This is a genomic window from Alphaproteobacteria bacterium (genome assembly GCA_016722515.1).
In the GTDB taxonomy this organism is placed as follows: domain Bacteria; phylum Pseudomonadota; class Alphaproteobacteria; order Rickettsiales; family JADKJE01; genus JADKJE01.
The window spans coordinates 911021-931422 of record JADKJE010000001.1; the positions used below are offsets into that span (position 1 = coordinate 911021).

The following is a 20402-nucleotide window of genomic DNA, read 5'->3' on the forward strand; positions in this document are numbered from 1 at the left end:
CAAAGGGAAGGGATTCGTGCTATTAATTATATTAATAATACTCGCACGGCCTCTCCATGGAAGCGTACCCGGCGAGTTTTTTTATGTCTAAAAAGCACTTTAATAAACCCCCTCTAACTAGGGCGTGTCCTCAATTATGCTTTTGCACATAAAATGGCTGCAAATTGGCTGAATAAGTGAGATTGTTTCTTAATATTGAAGAGAGGTTTTACATATGGTGCGACAATTTTTAAGCGATTCAATCTGGGAACAACTTCAAAGGACAATGAAAGCGAAAGGATGCCATCGCTGGAAAAATGATCGTGCAGTTATGGAAGCTTCGTACAGGAGCTCCCTGGCGAGATGTTCCTGAGGAATTTTGTCCCTGGAAAACAGCCTATAATCGCTTTAACCGTTGGGCTGCGAAAGGGTTGTGGGAGATTTTTTTTTGAGCTACGAGGCGAAATTGATACGGAGTAGGTATTCGCCGACGGAAGTTATGTCCGCGCTCATCAGCATGCAAGTGGAGCTCGGCGTGGCGAAGAACGTGCCATCGGAATGTCTAGAGGAGGAGCAACTACTAAGATTCACATTGCCGCCGATGCGCATGGAAATCCGATCGATTTTGAAATCACTGGGGGTGAAGTCCACGATGCCAAAGTAGCCGATAACATCATCGGAAAGATAGGAGTGGAAGACCATTTTATAGCAGACAAAGGCTACGATTCCCAAGCAATCCGAGCGCAAGCAAAAGAGGCGAGGATGAATCCTGTTATTCCACGAAAATCCAATAGCAAAAAGCCAAACCCAGAGTTTGACTCGTATCTATACAAGTTCCGCCATTTAGCAGAAAATCTTTTTGCAAGACTGAAACACTTTAGAAGCATTGCGACACGATTTGAAAAATTGGCTCGAAATTTCAAAGCTATGCTCTTTCTAGCCTGTACATTCATTTGGATATCAAATTGAGGACACGCCCTAGTAGGGAAAAACAGATCTCGTGACTTTGTTTTCATCGAAAAAGCTCCAACTGTACAGACTCACTTTGATGCTTTTCGTTTGGTGCATGAAAGTGAGTGTTCACGGTAGGAGATGTGGAATCATATAAGGGCATGGGGGTATCTAAAGTACCCCCATAAATACCCCTAAGTACCACCGGATGCCAAGAAATACCCCCAGACCTTACTGGACGATATCGGAGGGAAGAATCTTTGATTTTATTGGGTTTGTTGGATCTTTCGAGACCACTTCGGATCAAGATATGGCGGAGAGAGGGGGATTCGAACCCCCGAAAGCTGTTACACTTTACACGCTTTCCAAGCGTGCGCCATCGACCGCTCGGCCACCTCTCCGCAAGAAGCTGGCATTCTACGCTATTAAAGCCCCCTTGTCAGCAAGTAATTATCCTTGCAACCACCTCAATGACGAATCTTATGGATCATTCCACGACAACGTCATTTGGTATTATAGAGGGTTATCTTCTTCTCAAGATCACTGATAATATCAATTAATTGCTTAATTTCTTGTTCTTTAAGGGCATCAATTTTTTGATGCAAGAGTTCAATTTCCATTTCTGCCTTTACATTCACCGTATAATCATTTTCCACTTTTTTTCGGTCTATGGCGTTTTGGCGGTTTTGGCTCATCATGATAATCGGGGCCGTAAAGGCAGCTTGAAATGACAATAAAAGATTCAATAAGATAAAAGGATACGGATCCCAAACCCTTATCCACGAAATAACATTCAGTAACAACCATAACAACAGTAAGCTGCTTTGAATAATAATAAACGTCCAGGAACCAACCGTACTTGCCACCGCATCAGAAATTCGCTCTCCAATGGTAACCCCTTCCAGACGTATTTTACGATGGGCTGGCCTCAGCTTCCTGAGTTCAGGCAACGACAACGACTCACCATTACGGTTGGCTTTTGATGGCTTATGAACAGGATGGGTGGCTTGAGTTACTGCTGACATATTTCTACCCTCGTGAATTTAAGACAAACCTATATCCCTAAGAATAGACCAATATCACTAGCTTTTTGCTGCCATGTTTGGCTGCCATAATCCCAGAGCAGCTCCAGTAGGGTCTACCAGGACGCTCAGCCATCCCATACCCATAATTTCAGTGACATCTTTTACGATCGTAGCACCAAGGGCGCGTGCCTGTTCCGTTGCGACCTTAATATCATCCACTTGTACATAGGCAAGCCACGATGAGGGCGCACCAGCCATTGGATGTTTCATTAATCCACCCCCCGTACCTTCACCAACCTGGATCATGGTATAGATATCACCGCCTTCCATCGGCACCTCTTCCATTTTCCAATCAAACAATTTTCCATAAAAAGCCTTAGCTTTGTTGACGTCCGTGGTATTTAATTCAACGTGAACAAAAGGATTTGGCATTGGATAAGTCTCCGTAGAAGGTTCAATAGGGAATTCAATTATCAATGAGAAGGTAACGTCACTATAGGATCGTTGTCAGAGGAAAGTCAAATTATATAACAAGAATCATGCCCTATTAGCCACATGAACGACATCCATCCTAACATCTTTTACTACAAATCTATATCCCATCCTCTTTCCCTTTTAAACAAAAACCATAAAAACGTTAAATGTTTTTTCATCATCTCAGCCTAGGCTCCTTTACAGTTGAACGGGGATGTGTTAGACTTCTATCGTAGATTTTGTCATAATTTTGTAGATATGTAGAATATACCATGAACACAATGAATGCCCAGCAGCACTCTGTTTTAGAGAATGCATTCAAGACCAGCAAGGCCACTTTATGGTTTATTTTGCTTTTTAGTGCTGCCATTAATATCCTGATTATGGGTATGCCCCTTTATTCGATGAAAGTACTTGATACTGTTATTTCAAGTGGCAGCCTCGACACGTTGGTGATGCTTACGATTATTATAGCGGTGTGCTTTGTTGTGATGAGCATTCTCATGACCGTTCGCGGTTTTATCTTGATCAAGGCCAGTGAATGGCTAGATGGAAAACTCGCAAAATTGGTGCTTGATAAATCACTCACCTTCGCCTCCATGCGCGGAGGAGTTGGTACGTCACAGGGGATCCGTGACTTAGCGACGATCAAAGCCTTTGTCACCGGCCCCACCCTGATTTCGCTGGTGGATGCGCCATGGTCGCTTGTTTTCCTGTTAGTCATCTTGATCATCAATCCTATTTGTGGACTAGTTGCCATTGTTGGCAGTGGATTATTATTATTTCTAGCTTACCTTAATGAAACAGCTACCAAAGAAATTTTAAACAAAGCCAATGAGTACAGCATTCAAAATATGGCTCAAACCGATTTATTGCTACGCAATGCCGAAGTGATTGAGGCCATGGGTATGCGTCATACGATTACCAGTATCTGGGATGAAGCGAATATGTACGTCCAGAATCTGCAATCTCAAGCCAGCAGCCGCGGTAATACCATTATGTCTATCACCAAATTCACGCGCTCCTTCTTACAAATTTTGCTTACCGGTATTGGCGCCTTTTTAGTACTGAAAGGCCAAATGACTGCAGGGAGTATAGTGGCCACCTCTATCCTAGCAGGAAGAGCGTTAGCTCCCTTTGAAGGAGCCATCGGTTCGTGGAAGGGCATTGCCAGCCTTCGAAGTGCCTTCCATCGATTGGATAAACAACTTAAAACTATTCCTTCGCGTAATGAAACCATTTCTCTTCCCTCGCCTAAAGGCGATATCGACGTCGAAAAATGTGTCTATGCGCCCCCTGGATCGACCGCAGCTATCCTTAAAGGCATTTCATTTCACGTGGTTGCAGGCGAAATTGTTGGCGTGATCGGTCCCAGTGCGGCTGGTAAAACAACCTTATCAAAATTATTGGTGGGTATTAACAGACCATCTGCAGGGGTTGTACGCCTGGATGGAGCCGATGTTTACACCTGGAACCGTCAAGAATTTGGTAAAAACGTCGGCTACCTTCCGCAGGATGTTGAATTATTTCAAGGCAGCATCAAAGAAAATATCGCGCGTATGGATCCCTATGCCTCACCAGAAGCCATTGTGAATGCCGCAATGATCGCTGGTGTGCACGATATGATTTTGCGTTTGCCTAACGGTTACGACACCGAGATTGGTGTCGGTGGCACATCACTGTCTGCCGGACAACGTCAACGGGTAGGTCTTGCTCGCGCCTTTTTTGGCAATCCTCGCTTGCTGGTTTTGGATGAACCTAATTCAAATCTCGATGAAGCTGGGGAAAGCGCCCTAGCTTCTGCGCTTAAATATGCAGCAACCCAAAAAATTACCACCTTTATTATTTCCCATCGGCCATCAACACTCGCTCATGTTGATCGCATTCTGGTTTTAAAAGAAGGTATCGTTTCTGCCTTTGGTCCGCGTGAAGAAGTCATGGGCCAATTTACGAACAGGCAGCTTGATCAAAAACAAAAAACATCGACGACATAAGGTAACTTCATGACGAATTATTCAACAAACGATGACTCAGAAGTTTTAGAACTGCCCGATCTTAAAAAACAGCCTTCGCGAACCAATGCCATCACGATCAGAACCATTAATGCTATTGATACCAGCACTAAATATCTTTTGGCGAAAGAAGGTTCAACAGAAAATGAACTGCTTAATCTAGCACATGGGCCTATTCATTTTGGTTTATGGGTGATCTTAACGTTCTTTGTTATCCTCGGTGGGTGGGCTGCCTTTGCGCCATTGCACAGTGCCTCAGTGGCTGAAGGAGTCGTTGTCGTTGGCAGCAACAAAAAAACCATTCAACATTTAGAAGGTGGGGTCATTGATAAAATATTGGTAAAAGAAGGCCAGATTGTTAAAAAGGGCCAGGCTTTGATTGTCCTCAATCAAACCTCTGCTAAAGCCAAAACCCAGCTGTTAGTCACCCAGATCCTGGCAGACCAGGCCTTAGAAGCCCGTCTTATCGCTGAGCGTGACGGTAAGCCAACTATTAATTTTGGCTCCAATATTGAGAAATATAAAAACAACCCAACCATTGCCAATTACATTGACAACCAAAAGCGAATCTTTGAATCGAGGATGCTCGAATTACATGGGCAAGTCGGCGTATTTGAACAAAAAATCCACCAAAGTAACGATGAGATTAGAGGTCTCAGTGCCCAGGAACAATCAGCCCTGGCGCAAATCGACCTTACCCGCGAAGAAATAGCCACCGTGCAACAATTACTGGCACAAGGCAATGCAAACAAACCACGCTTGCTCAGCCTGCAACGCAATGAAGCAGAACTTGTGGGTATGCGTGGTGAATACCTTGCCAGCATGGCCAAAGCAAAACAGGCCATTACAGAATCACAAATTCAAATTCAAAACATCAAATCTAACCGATTAAATGAAGTGATTACCGAACTCCGCGATACCCAAAGTAAAATCAGTGACCTTGTTGAACAAATCCGCGCTTCCAGCGATATACTTTCACGTATCACCATCACCTCCCCTCAGGATGGCACGATCACAGGCCTTAAATATTTTACGGAAGGTGGAGTCATTAAACCCGGCGATGCCATTATGGATTTAGTACCACTTGATGACCAAATGGTCGTCGAAGCACGTGTATCACCGCTGGATATTGATATTGTTCATCCAGGCCTGACAGCACGAGTCCAGCTTAGCGCATTTAAAACACGCCGTGTTCCTAAGGTGGACGGCAAAGTAATCTATGTTTCAGCAGACCGATTTACCGATGAGCAATCTGGCAAAGCCTATTATAAAGCTCGTATTGTCCTCAATGCTGACAAACTGCAGAAACTTGCGAAAAATCACGTTGATCTTTATCCAGGCATGCCTGCTACAGTCTTTATTGATGTGGGTTCACAAACATTCCTTGCTTACTTGCTTGAACCACTGACTGACAGTTTCCATAGAGCGTTTTCAGAATATTAACAGATCCTCATCTGATAATACGTTGAATGATATTGATTGTTGCTGGCTGCAAAATAACATTGCGATGCTTCGCCGATTTTTAGAGGAGCCTCTGCTACGGCTTACCACATATCTAGAAACCGAGTAGGACGCATAAAATCCGATATACTCACCTTTTTTAAGCATCATCAGCTATACGCGAGTACGGATTAACAAGGTAGGTATCCACCGCAACACCCATTGGCACACCGCGACTAGCGCACGTCCATACCATTCAATGCAACGAACTATTCTGCAGGTTTATCATCCACGGCTTCTTCCCGGACAACCTGCTCCATATTTGTACCGCTCGTATTCGCCTGTTTTAAATGAGCTCCAGCTAGATTGGCTCTGGATAAATCAGCCCCAGAAAGATTGGCGCCTTCAAGGTTGGCATGGGCTAATTTTGCACCAGCAAGGTTGGCTTGGGTTAAATCGAGGTAACCGAGGTTAATACCTTCCAATGATTTTCCATCGGCAATCAGGTCTTCCAACTCTTTTGTTGTTTCAATAGCACCAAAACGTTTCAACGCACCAATACGTTTACCCACGCCCTGCGTATCAATTAAAATCAAGTTCTTTACTTCGGTTTCCTTGATTTGCGCATCTTCCAAATCGGATTTCGTCAAACTGGCATTGGCTAGATCAACCCCCGTTAAATCAGCATTGCGCAGATTGCTTGCATACATCAAAGCACCTACTAATTTAACATGTGAAAAAACACCATACTGCATCCGGACTTTTTTAAATATCGACTTTGAGAAATCGGTATCAGTTATTTCAATTCCCATCATCGCCACATCTTCAAACCGCGCCGATTGCGCATTGGAATCGCTCATCACCGCACGGATAAACTCGGATTTCTTAACCATGGCTTTATTCATAAACACTTCATGAAACTGGCATTCATCAAACACGGCCTCAGAAATAAGCGCCTCACCAAGCAGTGAACTCATAAAATAAACACGGTTAAAATGGGTTCTAATAAATCGAGCATTGGTGAAATCGGTTTGTTCGAGTTTTGTATCTTCAAACACAGCGTCTTGAAAATCGGCGCCCTTGGCATTCGCGCCATTCATATTGGTACTGGTGAGTTTTGCCTGGCGAATATTGGCATCTTCTAAATTGGCATTAAATAAATTGGCATTACTGAGATTAGCCCTCACCAAATCAGCCACCTCCATATATGCGTAACTACCATTCATATCAACCAACGATGCCCCACCAAAATTCGCCCCATACAAAATGGCATTGGAAAAATCAGATCCATCTAACGTGGCCTTCATCAAATTGGCAGCATACAAGTTAGCATTCTGCGCATCGACATTTCTTAAATTAACGGTGGCTAGATTTGCTTCTTTAAATTGCGCATATGGCATTTTAATATTCTGCATCTCACTTTCCTGGAGATCAGCACGATTAAAAATCGCATAAGACAAGTCACTATCCGTTAAAATAACTTGTAACATTACAGCATCCGTAAAATCGGTCTGCTTTGCAACCACGTGTGCCATTTTTGCTTCGGATAAATCCGCACCCGAAACATCTGCCCCCGTAAGATCGGCCCCTGAAAGCTTCGCTCGATTAAGTTTAGTGTTACTTAAATCAACACCTCTTAAATCGGCATTTTCAAGATTTGCTCCACTTAAATCCAAGCCACTCAAATCCAACCGTGCAAACTTTCCTTTAAATTGTTGAGTAAGATTAATCTGCTGTGATGCTTTGCGGGTTTTCGTTACGTATTCGTCTACATCGTCTCGGGTGGTGTTATGCCTGAATGAGCCACTAGCGGGATGCACCATTTGCTGCGCACTTGATACATGCGCATATTCGATGCCGCATACGGCCACCGCGCATAAAACAAATACGTATAATATCTTACGTTTAAAAGCCATATATTCCCCTCAAAGCACTCTCCCTTACAGGAAGGAAAGCCATTCGCAACCGCTCTTCAACCTAACGTGCATCTTTAAATATAATCGCGAATCAGCATTTCCGCAATCTGAACTGCATTCAGTGCCGCACCTTTTCGAATATTATCGCCAACCACCCATAAATTAAGGCCATGGGGGAGTGTTGGGTCTTTACGAATACGTGATACAAACACATCATCTTCGCGCACTATTTCTGCCGGAGTTGCATAGCCACCATTTTCATGCCGATCAATGACCGTAACCCCAGGCGCTTTATTCAATAATTCCCTCGCTTTCTCAGGAGAAATCGGTTTTTCAAATTCCACATTGACCGATTCTGAATGCCCAACAAATACAGGCACCCTCACACACGTAGAGGATACCAAAATAGATGGATCAAGAATTTTTTGGGTTTCTTTGACCATTTTAATTTCTTCTTTGGTGGAACCATCGTCCAAGAAACTGTCAATATGAGGAATCACATTAAACGCAATCCGCTTGGTAAACACTTGCGGTTCTTTTTCCTCAAACATATATTTGGCTTTGGTTTGCGAATAAAGTTCATCCATTGCCGCTTTCCCAGCACCGGAAACGGATTGATAGGTACTCACCACAATACGTTTGATGGTTGCAAAATCATGAAGCGGTTTAAGCGCCACCAACATTTGGATCGTCGAGCAATTTGGATTAGCAATGATCATGCGCTGTTTATACTGTACCAAGGCCTGCGGATTCACTTCAGGCACAATCAAAGGTATATCAGCATCCATTCTAAACTGCGAGGTATTGTCGATCACAATACAGCCTGCCTCTGCAGCGCGGGGGGCATGGATAGCCGATACTTTGCTACCAGGGGAAAAGAGAGCAATATCAGTTCCTTTAAAATCGTAATCATCCAGCGCTTGAACCCGTAATTTAGTACCTTCACCAAAACTCACTTCTTTACCCGCTGAACTTTTAGAAGCCAGGGCTACAATTTCAGTAACAGGAAATTGGCGCTCATGAAGAATTTCCAGACATTCTCTGCCCACATTACCTGTGGCTCCGGCTATAGCGATTTTATATTTTCGTTTAGGTTGCTGTGACTTAGGTTGCTGTGACATGGTTACCTCAATTGAATGAACTAAACTATTTTGAAACACAGATAATAACACAAAGTATCGCCAAAGTCCTCAAAATTTGATGCTCTTAAATTGTCCCTTCATCATGCTTTAAACCAACGTTTATCCACTAGTCTTGCACCTAAGTAACTACACTCACATGTCAGGATCCACATGATCAAACCTGTTGCATCTTTGCAACAGGTTTATAAGCCAGGAGGGCGATATCTATTAAGCCATTGATTTAAAAAGCATTTACCAACAACATGTTCATCCCCTAAGCATGGAATTGAAACCTGATGTTAATACCAATTAACCCATTGTTATATATCGGTATTTAATCATTTATACCTCTAAATAAACTGTAACAAGAATACTAGTAATCTTCATGTTGCCACCACTTATGGGGGGCATTTTTCAACTAAGTGTTGCTTATGCTCTTAAAAAGATGTATCTAGCTAACCCAGTAGCTTCATTTTTTTGCGGTAAGCTAATGATTTTATCTTTATTCAGTACTATATGTTTAGTATTCCTTTACTTTTATAGTGTTAGAATATAATCATGCTACCGCAATATTAATGGGATATCTTTTTGGGAGTATTAAGGAGAATAAATATGAGAATACAATTTGGAAAATACCTTGGCCTTGTTGCCACTGTGAGTTTGCTCGCTGCGTGCCAAAGCCAATATCATGAAGGTTTCAGCACATCAAGAACCGTTTATTTTGATTTCGGTTCATCTAAGCTGAACCACTCTGGTGCTGCTACCGTTAGAGAAGCGTCTGATATTTTGATTAAAAATCAAACTCGCTTCAAAATGGTTAGAGGCGATGAGCGCATTTCTAGACCAGCAATGGCTTATCTTTCTGGTCACACTGATACGGTTGGCAGTTCGAATGGCAATCAAAGACTTTCTGAGGAACGTGTTACTAGCGTTAGAAAAGAAATGCTTGCAAATGGTTCCAGATCGTCTGCTGTCAGCACAAAAGCTTATGGAAAAACCCAACCAGTTGTTCCTGGCGAAGGTAAAAAAGAAGCTAAAAATCGTCGCGTTGAGATTAGAATCGTTCAGTAACGATATCTCAACTGCGGTATGACTTTTTAAAGGGAGGCTTTTGCCTCCCTTTTTCTTGAAAAAAGAGTATTTTTGAGGTAGCTTGAGGCCTCAACCTGTCTAATGTAAGGATATATTTATGGACGTAGCACATATACCAGTTGGTAAAAAATCCCCCCACGAAGTGAATGTTATCATTGAAGTCCCCATGGGTTCCGACCCGGTAAAATATGAATTGGATAAAGAATCAGGCGCTATTTTTGTTGACCGCTTTATTCATACTCCCATGTTCTATCCTTGCAATTATGGTTTTATCCCCCATACCCTCTCAGGAGATGGCGATCCAGTTGACGTACTGGTTGTCTGCAACCATCCTGTAGTACCAGGTGCCGTATTGGCGGCCCGCCCAATCGGTGTATTGTTGATGGAAGATGAATCAGGTGAAGATGAAAAACTTATCGCGGTTCCCACCACTAAAATTAATCCCTTCTATGAAAAAGTTCACGCTCTGGAAGATTTACCAGAATTATTGTTAAGCCAGATCAAGCATTTCTTTGAACATTATAAAGATCTTGAGAAAGGCAAATGGGTAAAAGTCAGAGGCTGGGAAAACGCAGATAAAGCCCGCTCACTCATCGAAGAAGGCATTGAACGCGCTAAAAAATCTAAGGCCGCTTAAGGCTTAAGGAGTTTGGTTTATAAATGCAGGTCATAAGAACCCCCTCAACGCTACAACCGCTAATCAAAGCTTATAAATTAGCTTCTGAAAGCGTATGTTTTGTTCCGACGATGGGGGCACTCCATCCCGGGCATTTATCACTCATCGAAACGGCTAAGCAACATGGCAGGCGGGTGATTGCCAGTATTTTTGTCAACCCCGCCCAATTTGCCCCGCATGAAGATTTTCATGCCTACCCCCGCCCTGAAGATCAAGACATCGCCTTGCTTCAAGAAAGCGGCGTTGATATCGCCTATCTTCCGCACGTGTCCGATATGTATCCAGATGGCTTCTCTACCAAACTATCGGTAGGCGATATTGGCCAGACATTATGCGGCGTTTCACGCCCCCATTTTTTTGATGGTGTCGCTTTGGTTATTACCAAACTCTTTCACCATGTACAGCCTGATGTCGCTGTTTTTGGCGAAAAGGATTTCCAACAGCTGCATATTATCAACAAACTAACCCAGGACCTTGATTTTCCTGTTTCGATCATCGGTAACCCGGTAGTCAGGGAGGCTGATGGGTTGGCCATTTCTTCACGCAACCGCTATCTTTCACACCAAGAACGCCGAATAGCTGCCAACCTCTACACGACCCTGGAAGCGATAGCCACGTCCCTTAATCAGCTCTCGCCACTGGATGTAGACACGATCCGCAATCATGCCGCCAAAGAGCTCTTAGCCGATGGTTTTACGAAGATTGATTACCTGGAAATCCGCGATGAAGCGACACTGAGTCATGTCACATATCCCCTAGAAAAGCCAATCAGGATTCTAGGGGCTGCCTATCTTGGCACAACCAGACTTATTGACAATATCCGTTTTTTGCCCAAAATACATAGCTAACAGCCATAAGTTACTATAATAGAAGGTTTTTATGAATCATTCCCTTGCACACACTGACAGTTATAATCATCACACCCCTCAGGACAAGCCTGAAGATGTGGTTATCGCCACCTTTTATCATTTTACAGATTTCCCTGATTTTGAGAGCAAGCGCGAAGCGCTTTTGACCTTCTGCCATTTTCAGAAACTAAAAGGCACCATTCTCATCGCCAGCGAAGGAGTCAATGCCACCGTTAGCGGTAGTCGCGAAGGCATTGATGCGCTCTTGGCGCATCTCCGTGCCGACGAACGTTTTTCAACCTTAATTCACAAGGAAAGCGTTCTTGATTATCAACCGTTTGAACGCATGAAAGTTCGCCTCAAAAAGGAAATTGTCGGCATGGGTGTTGCAGGTGTCAATAGTGCTGCTGTAACCGGACATCATGTCCCCCCACAGGAATGGGATGCTTTAATCACCCAACCCGGCATGTTGCTTGTAGACACCCGCAATGATTATGAAGTTGAGATGGGAAGTTTTGAAGGAGCCATTAATCCTCACACGAATTCCTTCCGCGAATTTCCTGCCTGGTGCGAAGCTAATTTGGATATTCACCGCGATAAAAAAGTTGCGATGTTCTGTACCGGCGGTGTTCGTTGCGAAAAAGCGAGTTCCTATCTGGTTGAGCAAGGGTTTGAAGTGTTTCAATTGGATGGCGGTATCTTGAATTATTTTGAGAAGACCAAAAATGCCAGCAACAAATGGCATGGCGATTGCTTTGTTTTTGACGAAAGGGTAGCTGTAACACCTGATTTAAAACCAAGTAATGCGACCATTTGCCCCTCTTGCAATACACCCTTTACGTCGGATGAAATCAAACTGGGTTCATGTGAATACGGAGTCAAATGCAGTCAATGCCTGCATGATGGAAAATAGGCGATCAAATCCAGCACCGAACCCATTGATAACTATAACCTAACAGCACGCAAAAAACTCAATTGGATAACTCCTCATGAGGCATTCTAAAAAATGTCAGCGGTTTGCACTTCAAATTTGAATGTGGCCTCCCTGTCACCCCTCCTCTTGGAGGAGGGGTGACAGGGAGGCCGGGGAGGTGGGAAGGCAACATGCTGTCATTAAATGATTCTATTAAAAACAAAACCAAACAGCCTCACATTTAGCAGAAGACAGGAAAAAGGCCAGTTCAACGAACTGGCCTTTTTTTACATATCATAACATGGCCTGGTTATATGGATTTATAGGTCAACGATAATAATACACCGATGCCGATGCCTTTAATAATGTCACCAACCAGCCAAGCGAGAGCCATTGACAATGGAATTGGCATGTACGCATACATACCAAAGCACATAAGACCTAGAACTAAACCAATATATAACCCGAACCGAACGCCTTCATCCAGTCCTTTACCCGCAGCATACCGCCCGTACAGTAAAGTAACGACAAACGCGAATAACAGCTGTACTATAACAGCCCAATGAAAATAACCTTGCATTTCCTCTTGTGTGCGCCACAGAGACGCAGTATGGGCATATTGATCGTGCATAAGCACCATATGATAAACCCAATCATATACAAAAATGAAAGCAAAAAGGGCGACAACTGATAAAACCAAACGTTCAATTTTAAGTACCATATCCAAACCCCTTTCTTGAATAAAAGGCATATGCGCATATGCCCATACAGTTATTATACCATACCCATACGCACAAGGCTTAGAATTTACTGCAAATAGCCGCCAAATTTAGCAATTAACCAATTGATAAATAACGATTATTGTGATATAATCACAGGCTTGGCTCTGTCAGAACAAGATCGTCGCGATGGATTAATTCCATCCGGCCAATATAACCCAAGATCGACTCGATATCGTCACTGTTTTTACCCATAATACGGCCAGCATCCTGTGAACTATAGGCGATTAACCCACGGGCAATTTCTTTACCGTGTCCATCGACAACCGTCACGACGTCGCCTCGGTCAAAATCGCCTTTTACCCCTTTTACTCCGACCGCCAATAAACTATTCCCATTTAAAAGAGCACGCGCTGCGCCATCATCAACGATGATCGTTCCATGAGGCTTAATCGATGTACGGATCCAGTGTTTACGAGCTTTCAAAGGTGATCTATCCGCGAAGAAATGCGTATGGCGTTCCCCCTCCTCCAATCGTCTAAGCGGGTGATTATCATGCCCTTTGAGAATCACCATATGGCATCCACCAGCAACGGCAATTTTTGCAGCCGCAATTTTACTGATCATTCCCCCTGTTCCAAAGTTTGATATCGACCCGCCTGCCATTTGTTCAATATCTTGGGTAATGGTTTTAACTTCCGATACAAAATGTGCGGAAGGGTCTTTGTGGGGATTCGCGGTATAAAGCCCATCAATATCCGACAGCAATACGAGCAGGTCAGCTCCCATCATCTGCGCAACCCGTGCCGCCAAACGGTCATTGTCACCAAAACGCATTTCATCGGTTGCCACCGTATCGTTTTCGTTGATGATCGGCACAATACGCATCTTCAACAATGTTTGCATGGTATTTCGCGCATTCAGGTAACGGCGTCGATCTTCGGAATCATCAAGCGTTAATAGTATCTGTGAGGCATCCATCTCAAACTGTAACAGGCTTTTGCGATAATGATGAATTAATAAAGCTTGCCCCACGGAGGCCATCGCCTGTTTTTCTTCAATCTTTAATTTAGAACGGTCCATCCCTTTATATTCACAGCCCAGCGCCACTGCCCCCGACGTCACAACCGCCACTTCTTTACCGCGCTTTACCAACTGTGCTATATCTTCAGACAGTGAAGCAAGCCATTCCTGGCGAAGGCCATTTTTCTGTGAGTCCACCAAAATAGCGGATCCCACTTTAATCACGATGCGTTCTGCTGATTCGATTATCATACCGCTTTAAAAGCCCTTATCTGACCGTTGTTATTGATATCTTTGTAATTTAGACTATAATCCATCAAAAATAAAGAGCCCACACACATGCCGATGTCACAAAATGAAATCGAAACCCTAATCAAAAGCGCATTCCCAGATGCCGAGCTTATTATTACCGATTTAGCTGGTGATAATGATCATTGGTCGGTGGATGTTAAATCATCCGCGTTTGCTGGCAAATCAAAAGTTCAGCAACATCAAATGGTCTATGCTGCCCTTAAAGGCAATATGGGAACAACCCTGCACGCCATGCAATTACAAACCCGCCCTAAATAACCACCAATCTATGAGGATAATATGACAAACCCAGTTTTTGAACGCATTCAAAAAGATATTTCAGAAAATGATGTGGTGCTCTACATGAAAGGCTCTCAATCCTTTCCACAGTGCGGCTTTTCTGCTGCTGTTGCCAGCATCCTCCAGCATTTCGAAATTGAATTTAAAGATTTCGATATTCTGAAAGACGCCGAATTACGCCAAGGCATCAAGGATTTCAGTCAATGGCCTACGATTCCACAACTTTATGTTAAAGGCGAATTTATCGGCGGATGCGACATCGTTAAAGAACTCACCCAATCGGGTGAATTGTTTGACATCCTCAAAGCCAAAGGCGTTTCGTTTAAATCACCTGTTGCTTAATTCTAACGGATAGTATCCATTATGGAAAACGCAGTCCTTGTCGACTCCCATTGCCATCTTGATTTTGAAGAACTAGGCAATCCGGCAGATGTCATAGCGCGCGCTAAAGCTGCCGGTGTCACAACATTGCAAACGATCGGTACACGCATTACGAAATTTCCAGCTGTCCGTACGATTGCCGAACAATTTGATCATGTTTATTGCTCAGTCGGCATCCATCCTCATCATGTTGAAGAAGAACCCGAAATTGATTTAGAAAGCCTGATTGAATTGACCCACCATCCCAAAGTCATTGGCATTGGTGAAACGGGGCTGGATTATTATTACGATCACAGCCCACGCCAACTTCAGCAAAAAAGTTTCCGCACCCATATTGCCGCCGCGCGTGCCACTGGGCTTCCTATCATTATCCATACACGTAATGCTGATGAAGATACCGTATCGATCCTGCAGGAAGAAATGGCCAAGGGATTTTTCCCCGGTCTTATTCATTGTTTTACCTCCTCAAAAGAATTAGCCGATGCCTGTATTGCGTTGGGGCTTTACATCTCTATTTCTGGCATCGTCACCTTTAAAAACGCAGAATCGTTACGTCACACCATACAGACTCTCCCACTAGAACGCCTCCTGGTTGAAACCGATTCCCCCTATCTTGCGCCGTTACCCCATCGCGGTAAAACCAATGAACCTGCATATGTTGTGCATACAGCACAATTTCTTGCCGATTATTTGGGTGTTTCATATGAACAACTGGCGCAACAAACCACTGCTAATTTTTTCAAATTATTTTCCAAAGCCGCTTAAAAACATGTTAGCCTGATAGATTGATGTAATACCAATCTTGTTCTTATCTGTATGAAAATTATCCTGCTTGGCTGTGGCTCTTCACCCGGTGTTCCTGCGATAGGATGTACCTGCGATGTGTGCCAGTCTCCTGATCCCAAAAACAAGCGCACACGTGTATCCGTTGCTGTACACATCAGTGGCAAAACCATCCTGATCGATTCTTCTCCCGATTTACGCCAGCAGGCGTTAGCTAATCATTTAAATCAGGTTGACGCCGTCTTATACACGCATGACCATGCCGATCACACGCACGGGCTAGATGAATTAAGGTCTTATAATTTTCTCGGCAAAAAACCTTTACCTGTTTACAGTGACATACATACGTTAAATGATGTGGCAAAACGTTTTCCTTATGCGTTTCAACCCTACGATCCTTCAAAATATGGTTGGTATAAACCCTATTTAATCCCACACACGATTATCCCTGGAATTCCATTTACGGTCGAAGGAATCACGGTGCTACCCTTTGAACAGCGTCATGGAAAATCCCTAACCATCGGTTATCGCATTGGCGATTTTGCATACTCTACGGATGCTAATGTTATTCCCGAAGAGAGCCTGGCTTTGCTTAAAGGCCTTAAATTATGGATTGTCGATTGCCTGCGCTACACACCAGCGCCTACCCATGCTCATTTAGGACAGGCACTACAGTGGATTACCCATGTTAAACCAGAAAGGGCCATACTCACTCATATGAATCATGATATTGAGTATCACGATCTCAAAAAGCAATTGCCTATTCACGTCGAACCCGGATACGATGGGCTCGTTGTTCACATGTGAATGTTATTAAACAACGCAAAATAAGCGTGTATATACTGATCTACCTAAAACTGATCTATCTGAAAGTGCCATGATTATGCTCCTTTTAATTGATTCAATGCCGATGCCACCATATAGCCAAGCCATACTGAAACCAGGCACAGCACAACCGATAGCAACACATTAAGGCCCGCATAAACCATTTCGCCATCTCTGGCCAAATTGAGTGTTTGTAAGCTAAACGATGAAAAAGTGGTAAAGCCGCCGCATATTCCGACCGTCACAAATATCCGTGCATCTGATGCAACCATCACGCGGCCATCAGGCCCCGTGATCACTGCAACAAAACCAATGACAAAAGAACCCACCATATTGATGACTAACGTACCCCAGGGAAAAATCTCTCCGATCGAATGGGCAATCAGGCCTGAACACCAATATCGCAGCACACTACCAAGCGCACCACCTAACGCCACCCAAAGATATGTCATATCCTACCTCTACGATTCTTTAGTAATTAAGCTGCCATTAATGATAAGATGAATATACGTTTAAATGAAGAGATTAATCCATTGAAAACCACCCTCGTACACTTTAAAATCATAACATCATCTTTAATAGGAATAACCCATGCCTGATTTATCTCTGTTGATTCAACAAGGCACATCTAACCTTTGGGTCTTTATGCCTACTGCCATATTGCTGGGGGCATTGCATGGACTTGAACCAGGACATTCCAAAACCATGATGGCCGCTTTCATCATCGCTATCCGCGGTACGCTCAGCCAGGCTATTTTATTAGGACTCGCAGCCACAATCTCACATACAGCTATCGTCTGGATAATCGCCTTAGGGGGACTTTATTTTGGAAATAGCTGGCATGACATCACCTCTGAAGCACACATGCAATTAGCATCCTCCATTCTGATTATTGCGATTGCATCATGGATGATCTTCAGAACCTGGAAACACCGTTATGATTTTGACCACCGCCATTCCCATACCCACAGCCACGACCATCATCAAACACAGGGTCAGATCATTGATACAGGACATGGAATCGTTAAACTGGCAATAGCCCACCACGACAAAGACCATTATTTTCGCCTTGATAGCGAATCAGCCAATGCCTTAACATCTTATACACCAAAGGATGTGACGCTTGTTACGCAGTGTGCGGATGATTCAAGCCAAACCTTTACATTCAAGAATCAGAATGATTACTTCCAATCACGCGAAACCATCAAAGGACCTCTAGAATTTATGGCGCGTTTATCCATTGGTCACGGGCATCACAGCCATGATTTCGATGTTGAATTCACCCATGGTGGCCACATCCATGCTTTACCTGGTATGGAAGGATTAGATATCACAGCACCTGGATATCAGGATCCACACGAGCTTGCTCATGCCAATGATATCCGAAACCGCTTTACTAACCGGCAAGTCACCACCATTGAAGTGGTCTTGTTTGGCATCACCGGCGGATTAGTCCCCTGTCCGGCCTCGATTACCGTCTTGTTAATCTGCTTGCAATTGAAAAAAATAGCCCTGGGTACTCTGTTGGTTTTTGGTTTTAGTATCGGACTTGCATTAACAATGGTTGCCTCTGGGGTAGTCGCCGCTTTAAGCGTTAAATATGCCACCAGACGCTCTTCAGGATTTAGTACGTTAGCCAGACGGGCGCCTTATGTTTCTGGAGGGCTGATGATTTTAATTGGACTCTATATGGCATACCAATCATTTGGGAATGTATCTAATTAATCTTTACAATCAAACCATTGCGTAAGAAGATGGGCGATAATGTTTGTTCAGCATCTAAAATTAATTGGAATATATGACATCCGTGCATAATTCAACAGCAAGCGCATTAGACATTTTGCAGAAAACCTATGGTTATCAGCAATTCCGTGGACAACAGGCGGAGATTATTGATCATGTCATTGCCGGTCACCATGCGTTCGTTCTCATGCCAACCGCCAGTGGTAAATCGCTGTGCTATCAAATTCCATCTCTTTGCCGTAAAGGGGTAGGCGTTATTATTTCGCCACTGATAGCGCTCATGCAAGATCAGGTCGATGCCTTAAAACAATTAGGTATTAAAGCTGCGGCTATTAACTCCAGCATGAACAGTTCCGACATTTACCAAACCAAGGAGATGATCCGCAACGGCACCATCGATATGGTGTATGTCGCACCTGAACGTTTATTGATGGAAGATTTTTTGGCCTTATTAGAACAATCACCCATCGCCTTATTTGCAATTGATGAAGCCCACTGCATTTCGCAGTGGGGCCATGATTTCAGACCACATTATACACAGCTTACCATTCTCAAAGAGCGTTTTCCAACTGTTCCGCGTATTGCCCTCACGGCTACAGCGGACGCACCCACACGCAAAGATATTGTTGAACGTCTGCATCTGGAAGAGGGAAAATCATTCATCGCCGGATTTGACCGCCCCAATATCCATTACAGCATTGTTGAAAAAAACAATTATCGGCAACAGCTTTTGTCATTCCTTAAAACAAACCATGCTGGTGAAAGCGGCATCGTTTATTGTCTATCACGGCAAATGGTGGAAGATACAGCGGAATGGTTATGTGGCCAGGGATTTAATGCTTTGCCCTATCATGCCGGCCTGGCAGCCACTGTGCGCGCCAAGAACCAGGAACGCTTCCTGCGCGATGACAATATGATTATGGTAGCAACCATTGCCTTTGGTATGGGTATTGATAAACCGGATGTACGCTTTGTTGCCCATCTGTCCTTACCTAAAAATATTGAAGCCTATTACCAGGAAACCGGACGCGCTGGTCGTGACGGATTAGCTTCAAACGCATTGATGTTTGTTGGCATGGCTGATGTTGCCATGCAACGAAGTTTTATTGAAGAATCCGATGCTCCCGACAATCAAAAACGTATTGAAAATCAAAAATTAAACGCATTACTTGGATTATGCGAGGCAGCCTGTTGTCGCCGCAAAGTGTTACTGGAATATTTCGGCGATACCTGTAACCCATGCGGAAACTGTGATAACTGTAATCATCCTCCCCGCACCTTTGATGCTACCATTGTTGCACAGAAGGCAATTTCTTGTGTGTATCGTACCGGGCAGCGCTTTGGCGTCAGTTATTTGATTGACGTACTCCTGGGGAAAACCGATGACAGGATTCAACAATTTAGCCACGATAAAATAAGCACCTTCGGTATTGGTACTGAATATGGCAAACAGGAATGGCAAAGTATTTTTAGGCAATTAGTTGCCCATAATCTACTGATGGTTGATATCACCCAGCATGGCGGATTAAAAATGACCCAGTGGGGTGAGGCTTTTTTAAGAGAAAAACAAACCCTGCAACTGCGGCAATATACCGGCAAGATAAAAGTAGAAAAACTCTCTAAAGATAAAATAACCACTCCTTCACAATTTGAGCGCCAGGGCGACCATGCGTTATTTGAAGCCTTGAAAACCAAACGGATGGAATTGGCCAAAGCACAAAACCTGCCGCCATATGTTATTTTTCATGATAAAACACTGCGCGAATTAACCCTGCTTAAACCTAAATCACTTTCTGCGATGTCAACTATCAGTGGTGTAGGTGAAAAGAAAATGGAACGATACGGCCACGTCTTCTTGAAAATAATAGAAGAACACTTATAGATTTAAAG

Annotated in this window: 19 protein-coding genes, 1 tRNA gene and 1 pseudogene; 13 read left to right on the forward strand and 8 right to left on the reverse strand. The window is 43.6% G+C overall.

The window, feature by feature from the left end; all coding sequences use genetic code 11:
• Positions 1-214: 214 nt before the first annotated feature.
• Positions 215-948 (forward strand): annotated as a pseudogene (locus tag IPP74_04190) (IS5 family transposase).
• A 293-nt stretch (positions 949-1241) separates the two neighbouring features.
• Here the strand turns inward: IPP74_04190 and IPP74_04195 are convergent.
• The 3 genes from IPP74_04195 to IPP74_04205 all read right to left on the reverse strand — a co-directional run bounded on the left by IPP74_04195 (position 1242) and on the right by IPP74_04205 (position 2387).
• A tRNA-Ser gene (locus tag IPP74_04195) sits at positions 1242-1331 on the reverse strand.
• A gap of 102 nt (positions 1332-1433) precedes the next feature.
• Entirely contained in the window at positions 1434-1955 is a 522-nt protein-coding gene (locus IPP74_04200) for a DUF1003 domain-containing protein (protein MBL0318481.1), read from the reverse strand.
• Positions 1956-2012: 57 nt separating this feature from the next.
• Positions 2013-2387: a VOC family protein gene (locus IPP74_04205; GenBank protein ID MBL0318482.1), complete on the reverse strand. Its 375-nt coding sequence runs from the start codon at positions 2385-2387 to the stop codon at positions 2013-2015.
• A 314-nt stretch (positions 2388-2701) separates the two neighbouring features.
• Between IPP74_04205 and IPP74_04210 the strand changes: the two genes are divergently transcribed.
• Both IPP74_04210 and IPP74_04215 read left to right on the forward strand, forming a co-directional pair.
• Positions 2702-4423 carry a type I secretion system permease/ATPase gene (locus IPP74_04210; GenBank protein MBL0318483.1) on the forward strand — a complete coding sequence of 574 codons (1722 nt, stop codon included), beginning with the start codon at positions 2702-2704 and terminating at the stop codon, positions 4421-4423.
• A gap of 9 nt (positions 4424-4432) precedes the next feature.
• Complete coding sequence (locus IPP74_04215) at positions 4433-5884, forward strand: HlyD family type I secretion periplasmic adaptor subunit (GenBank protein ID MBL0318484.1); 1452 nt, start codon at positions 4433-4435, stop codon at positions 5882-5884.
• Between the two features lie 266 nt (positions 5885-6150).
• Here IPP74_04215 and IPP74_04220 read toward each other — a convergent pair whose 3' ends face one another.
• Positions 6151-7797 (reverse strand): pentapeptide repeat-containing protein, encoded by a 1647-nt coding sequence (locus IPP74_04220; GenBank protein MBL0318485.1) that lies wholly within the window; start codon positions 7795-7797, stop codon positions 6151-6153.
• A 74-nt stretch (positions 7798-7871) separates the two neighbouring features.
• Positions 7872-8918 (reverse strand): aspartate-semialdehyde dehydrogenase, encoded by a 1047-nt coding sequence (locus tag IPP74_04225; GenBank protein MBL0318486.1) that lies wholly within the window; start codon positions 8916-8918, stop codon positions 7872-7874.
• Between the two features lie 612 nt (positions 8919-9530).
• Between IPP74_04225 and IPP74_04230 the strand changes: the two genes are divergently transcribed.
• The 4 genes from IPP74_04230 to IPP74_04245 all read left to right on the forward strand — a co-directional run bounded on the left by IPP74_04230 (position 9531) and on the right by IPP74_04245 (position 12447).
• On the forward strand, positions 9531-9989 hold the full coding sequence (locus IPP74_04230) for an OmpA family protein (GenBank protein MBL0318487.1): 459 nt from the start codon (positions 9531-9533) through the stop codon (positions 9987-9989).
• Positions 9990-10107: 118 nt separating this feature from the next.
• Positions 10108-10647 (forward strand): inorganic diphosphatase, encoded by a 540-nt coding sequence (gene ppa, locus IPP74_04235; protein ID MBL0318488.1) that lies wholly within the window; start codon positions 10108-10110, stop codon positions 10645-10647.
• Between the two features lie 23 nt (positions 10648-10670).
• Positions 10671-11534 carry a pantoate--beta-alanine ligase gene (locus IPP74_04240; protein MBL0318489.1) on the forward strand — a complete coding sequence of 288 codons (864 nt, stop codon included), beginning with the start codon at positions 10671-10673 and terminating at the stop codon, positions 11532-11534.
• Between the two features lie 31 nt (positions 11535-11565).
• Positions 11566-12447 carry a rhodanese-related sulfurtransferase gene (locus IPP74_04245; GenBank protein ID MBL0318490.1) on the forward strand — a complete coding sequence of 294 codons (882 nt, stop codon included), beginning with the start codon at positions 11566-11568 and terminating at the stop codon, positions 12445-12447.
• 310 nt (positions 12448-12757) lie between these two features.
• On the opposite strand, the gene IPP74_04250 is transcribed toward IPP74_04245, so the two are convergent.
• On the reverse strand, positions 12758-13168 hold the full coding sequence (locus IPP74_04250; protein MBL0318491.1) for a hypothetical protein: 411 nt from the start codon (positions 13166-13168) through the stop codon (positions 12758-12760).
• Positions 13169-13319: 151 nt separating this feature from the next.
• Entirely contained in the window at positions 13320-14441 is a 1122-nt protein-coding gene (locus IPP74_04255; protein MBL0318492.1) for a glutamate 5-kinase, read from the reverse strand.
• 87 nt (positions 14442-14528) lie between these two features.
• On the opposite strand from IPP74_04255, the gene IPP74_04260 reads away from it, so the two are divergent.
• The 4 genes from IPP74_04260 to IPP74_04275 are packed head-to-tail and all read left to right on the forward strand — an operon-like array spanning position 14529 to position 16751.
• Positions 14529-14759 (forward strand): BolA family transcriptional regulator, encoded by a 231-nt coding sequence (locus IPP74_04260; protein ID MBL0318493.1) that lies wholly within the window; start codon positions 14529-14531, stop codon positions 14757-14759.
• A 21-nt stretch (positions 14760-14780) separates the two neighbouring features.
• Positions 14781-15122, forward strand: coding sequence for a Grx4 family monothiol glutaredoxin (gene grxD, locus IPP74_04265; protein MBL0318494.1), 342 nt, complete (start codon positions 14781-14783; stop codon positions 15120-15122).
• A 21-nt stretch (positions 15123-15143) separates the two neighbouring features.
• Positions 15144-15926 (forward strand): TatD family hydrolase, encoded by a 783-nt coding sequence (locus tag IPP74_04270; protein ID MBL0318495.1) that lies wholly within the window; start codon positions 15144-15146, stop codon positions 15924-15926.
• 51 nt (positions 15927-15977) lie between these two features.
• Complete coding sequence (locus IPP74_04275) at positions 15978-16751, forward strand: MBL fold metallo-hydrolase (GenBank protein ID MBL0318496.1); 774 nt, start codon at positions 15978-15980, stop codon at positions 16749-16751.
• Between the two features lie 74 nt (positions 16752-16825).
• On the opposite strand, the gene crcB is transcribed toward IPP74_04275, so the two are convergent.
• Positions 16826-17221 (reverse strand): fluoride efflux transporter CrcB, encoded by a 396-nt coding sequence (crcB, locus tag IPP74_04280; GenBank protein MBL0318497.1) that lies wholly within the window; start codon positions 17219-17221, stop codon positions 16826-16828.
• 139 nt (positions 17222-17360) lie between these two features.
• Between crcB and rcnA the strand changes: the two genes are divergently transcribed.
• Together rcnA and recQ are read left to right on the forward strand one after the other, a co-directional pair.
• Positions 17361-18494, forward strand: coding sequence for a nickel/cobalt efflux transporter RcnA (gene rcnA, locus IPP74_04285; protein MBL0318498.1), 1134 nt, complete (start codon positions 17361-17363; stop codon positions 18492-18494).
• 73 nt (positions 18495-18567) lie between these two features.
• Complete coding sequence (gene recQ / locus IPP74_04290) at positions 18568-20394, forward strand: DNA helicase RecQ (GenBank protein ID MBL0318499.1); 1827 nt, start codon at positions 18568-18570, stop codon at positions 20392-20394.
• The last annotated feature ends 8 nt before the right edge of the window (positions 20395-20402 follow it).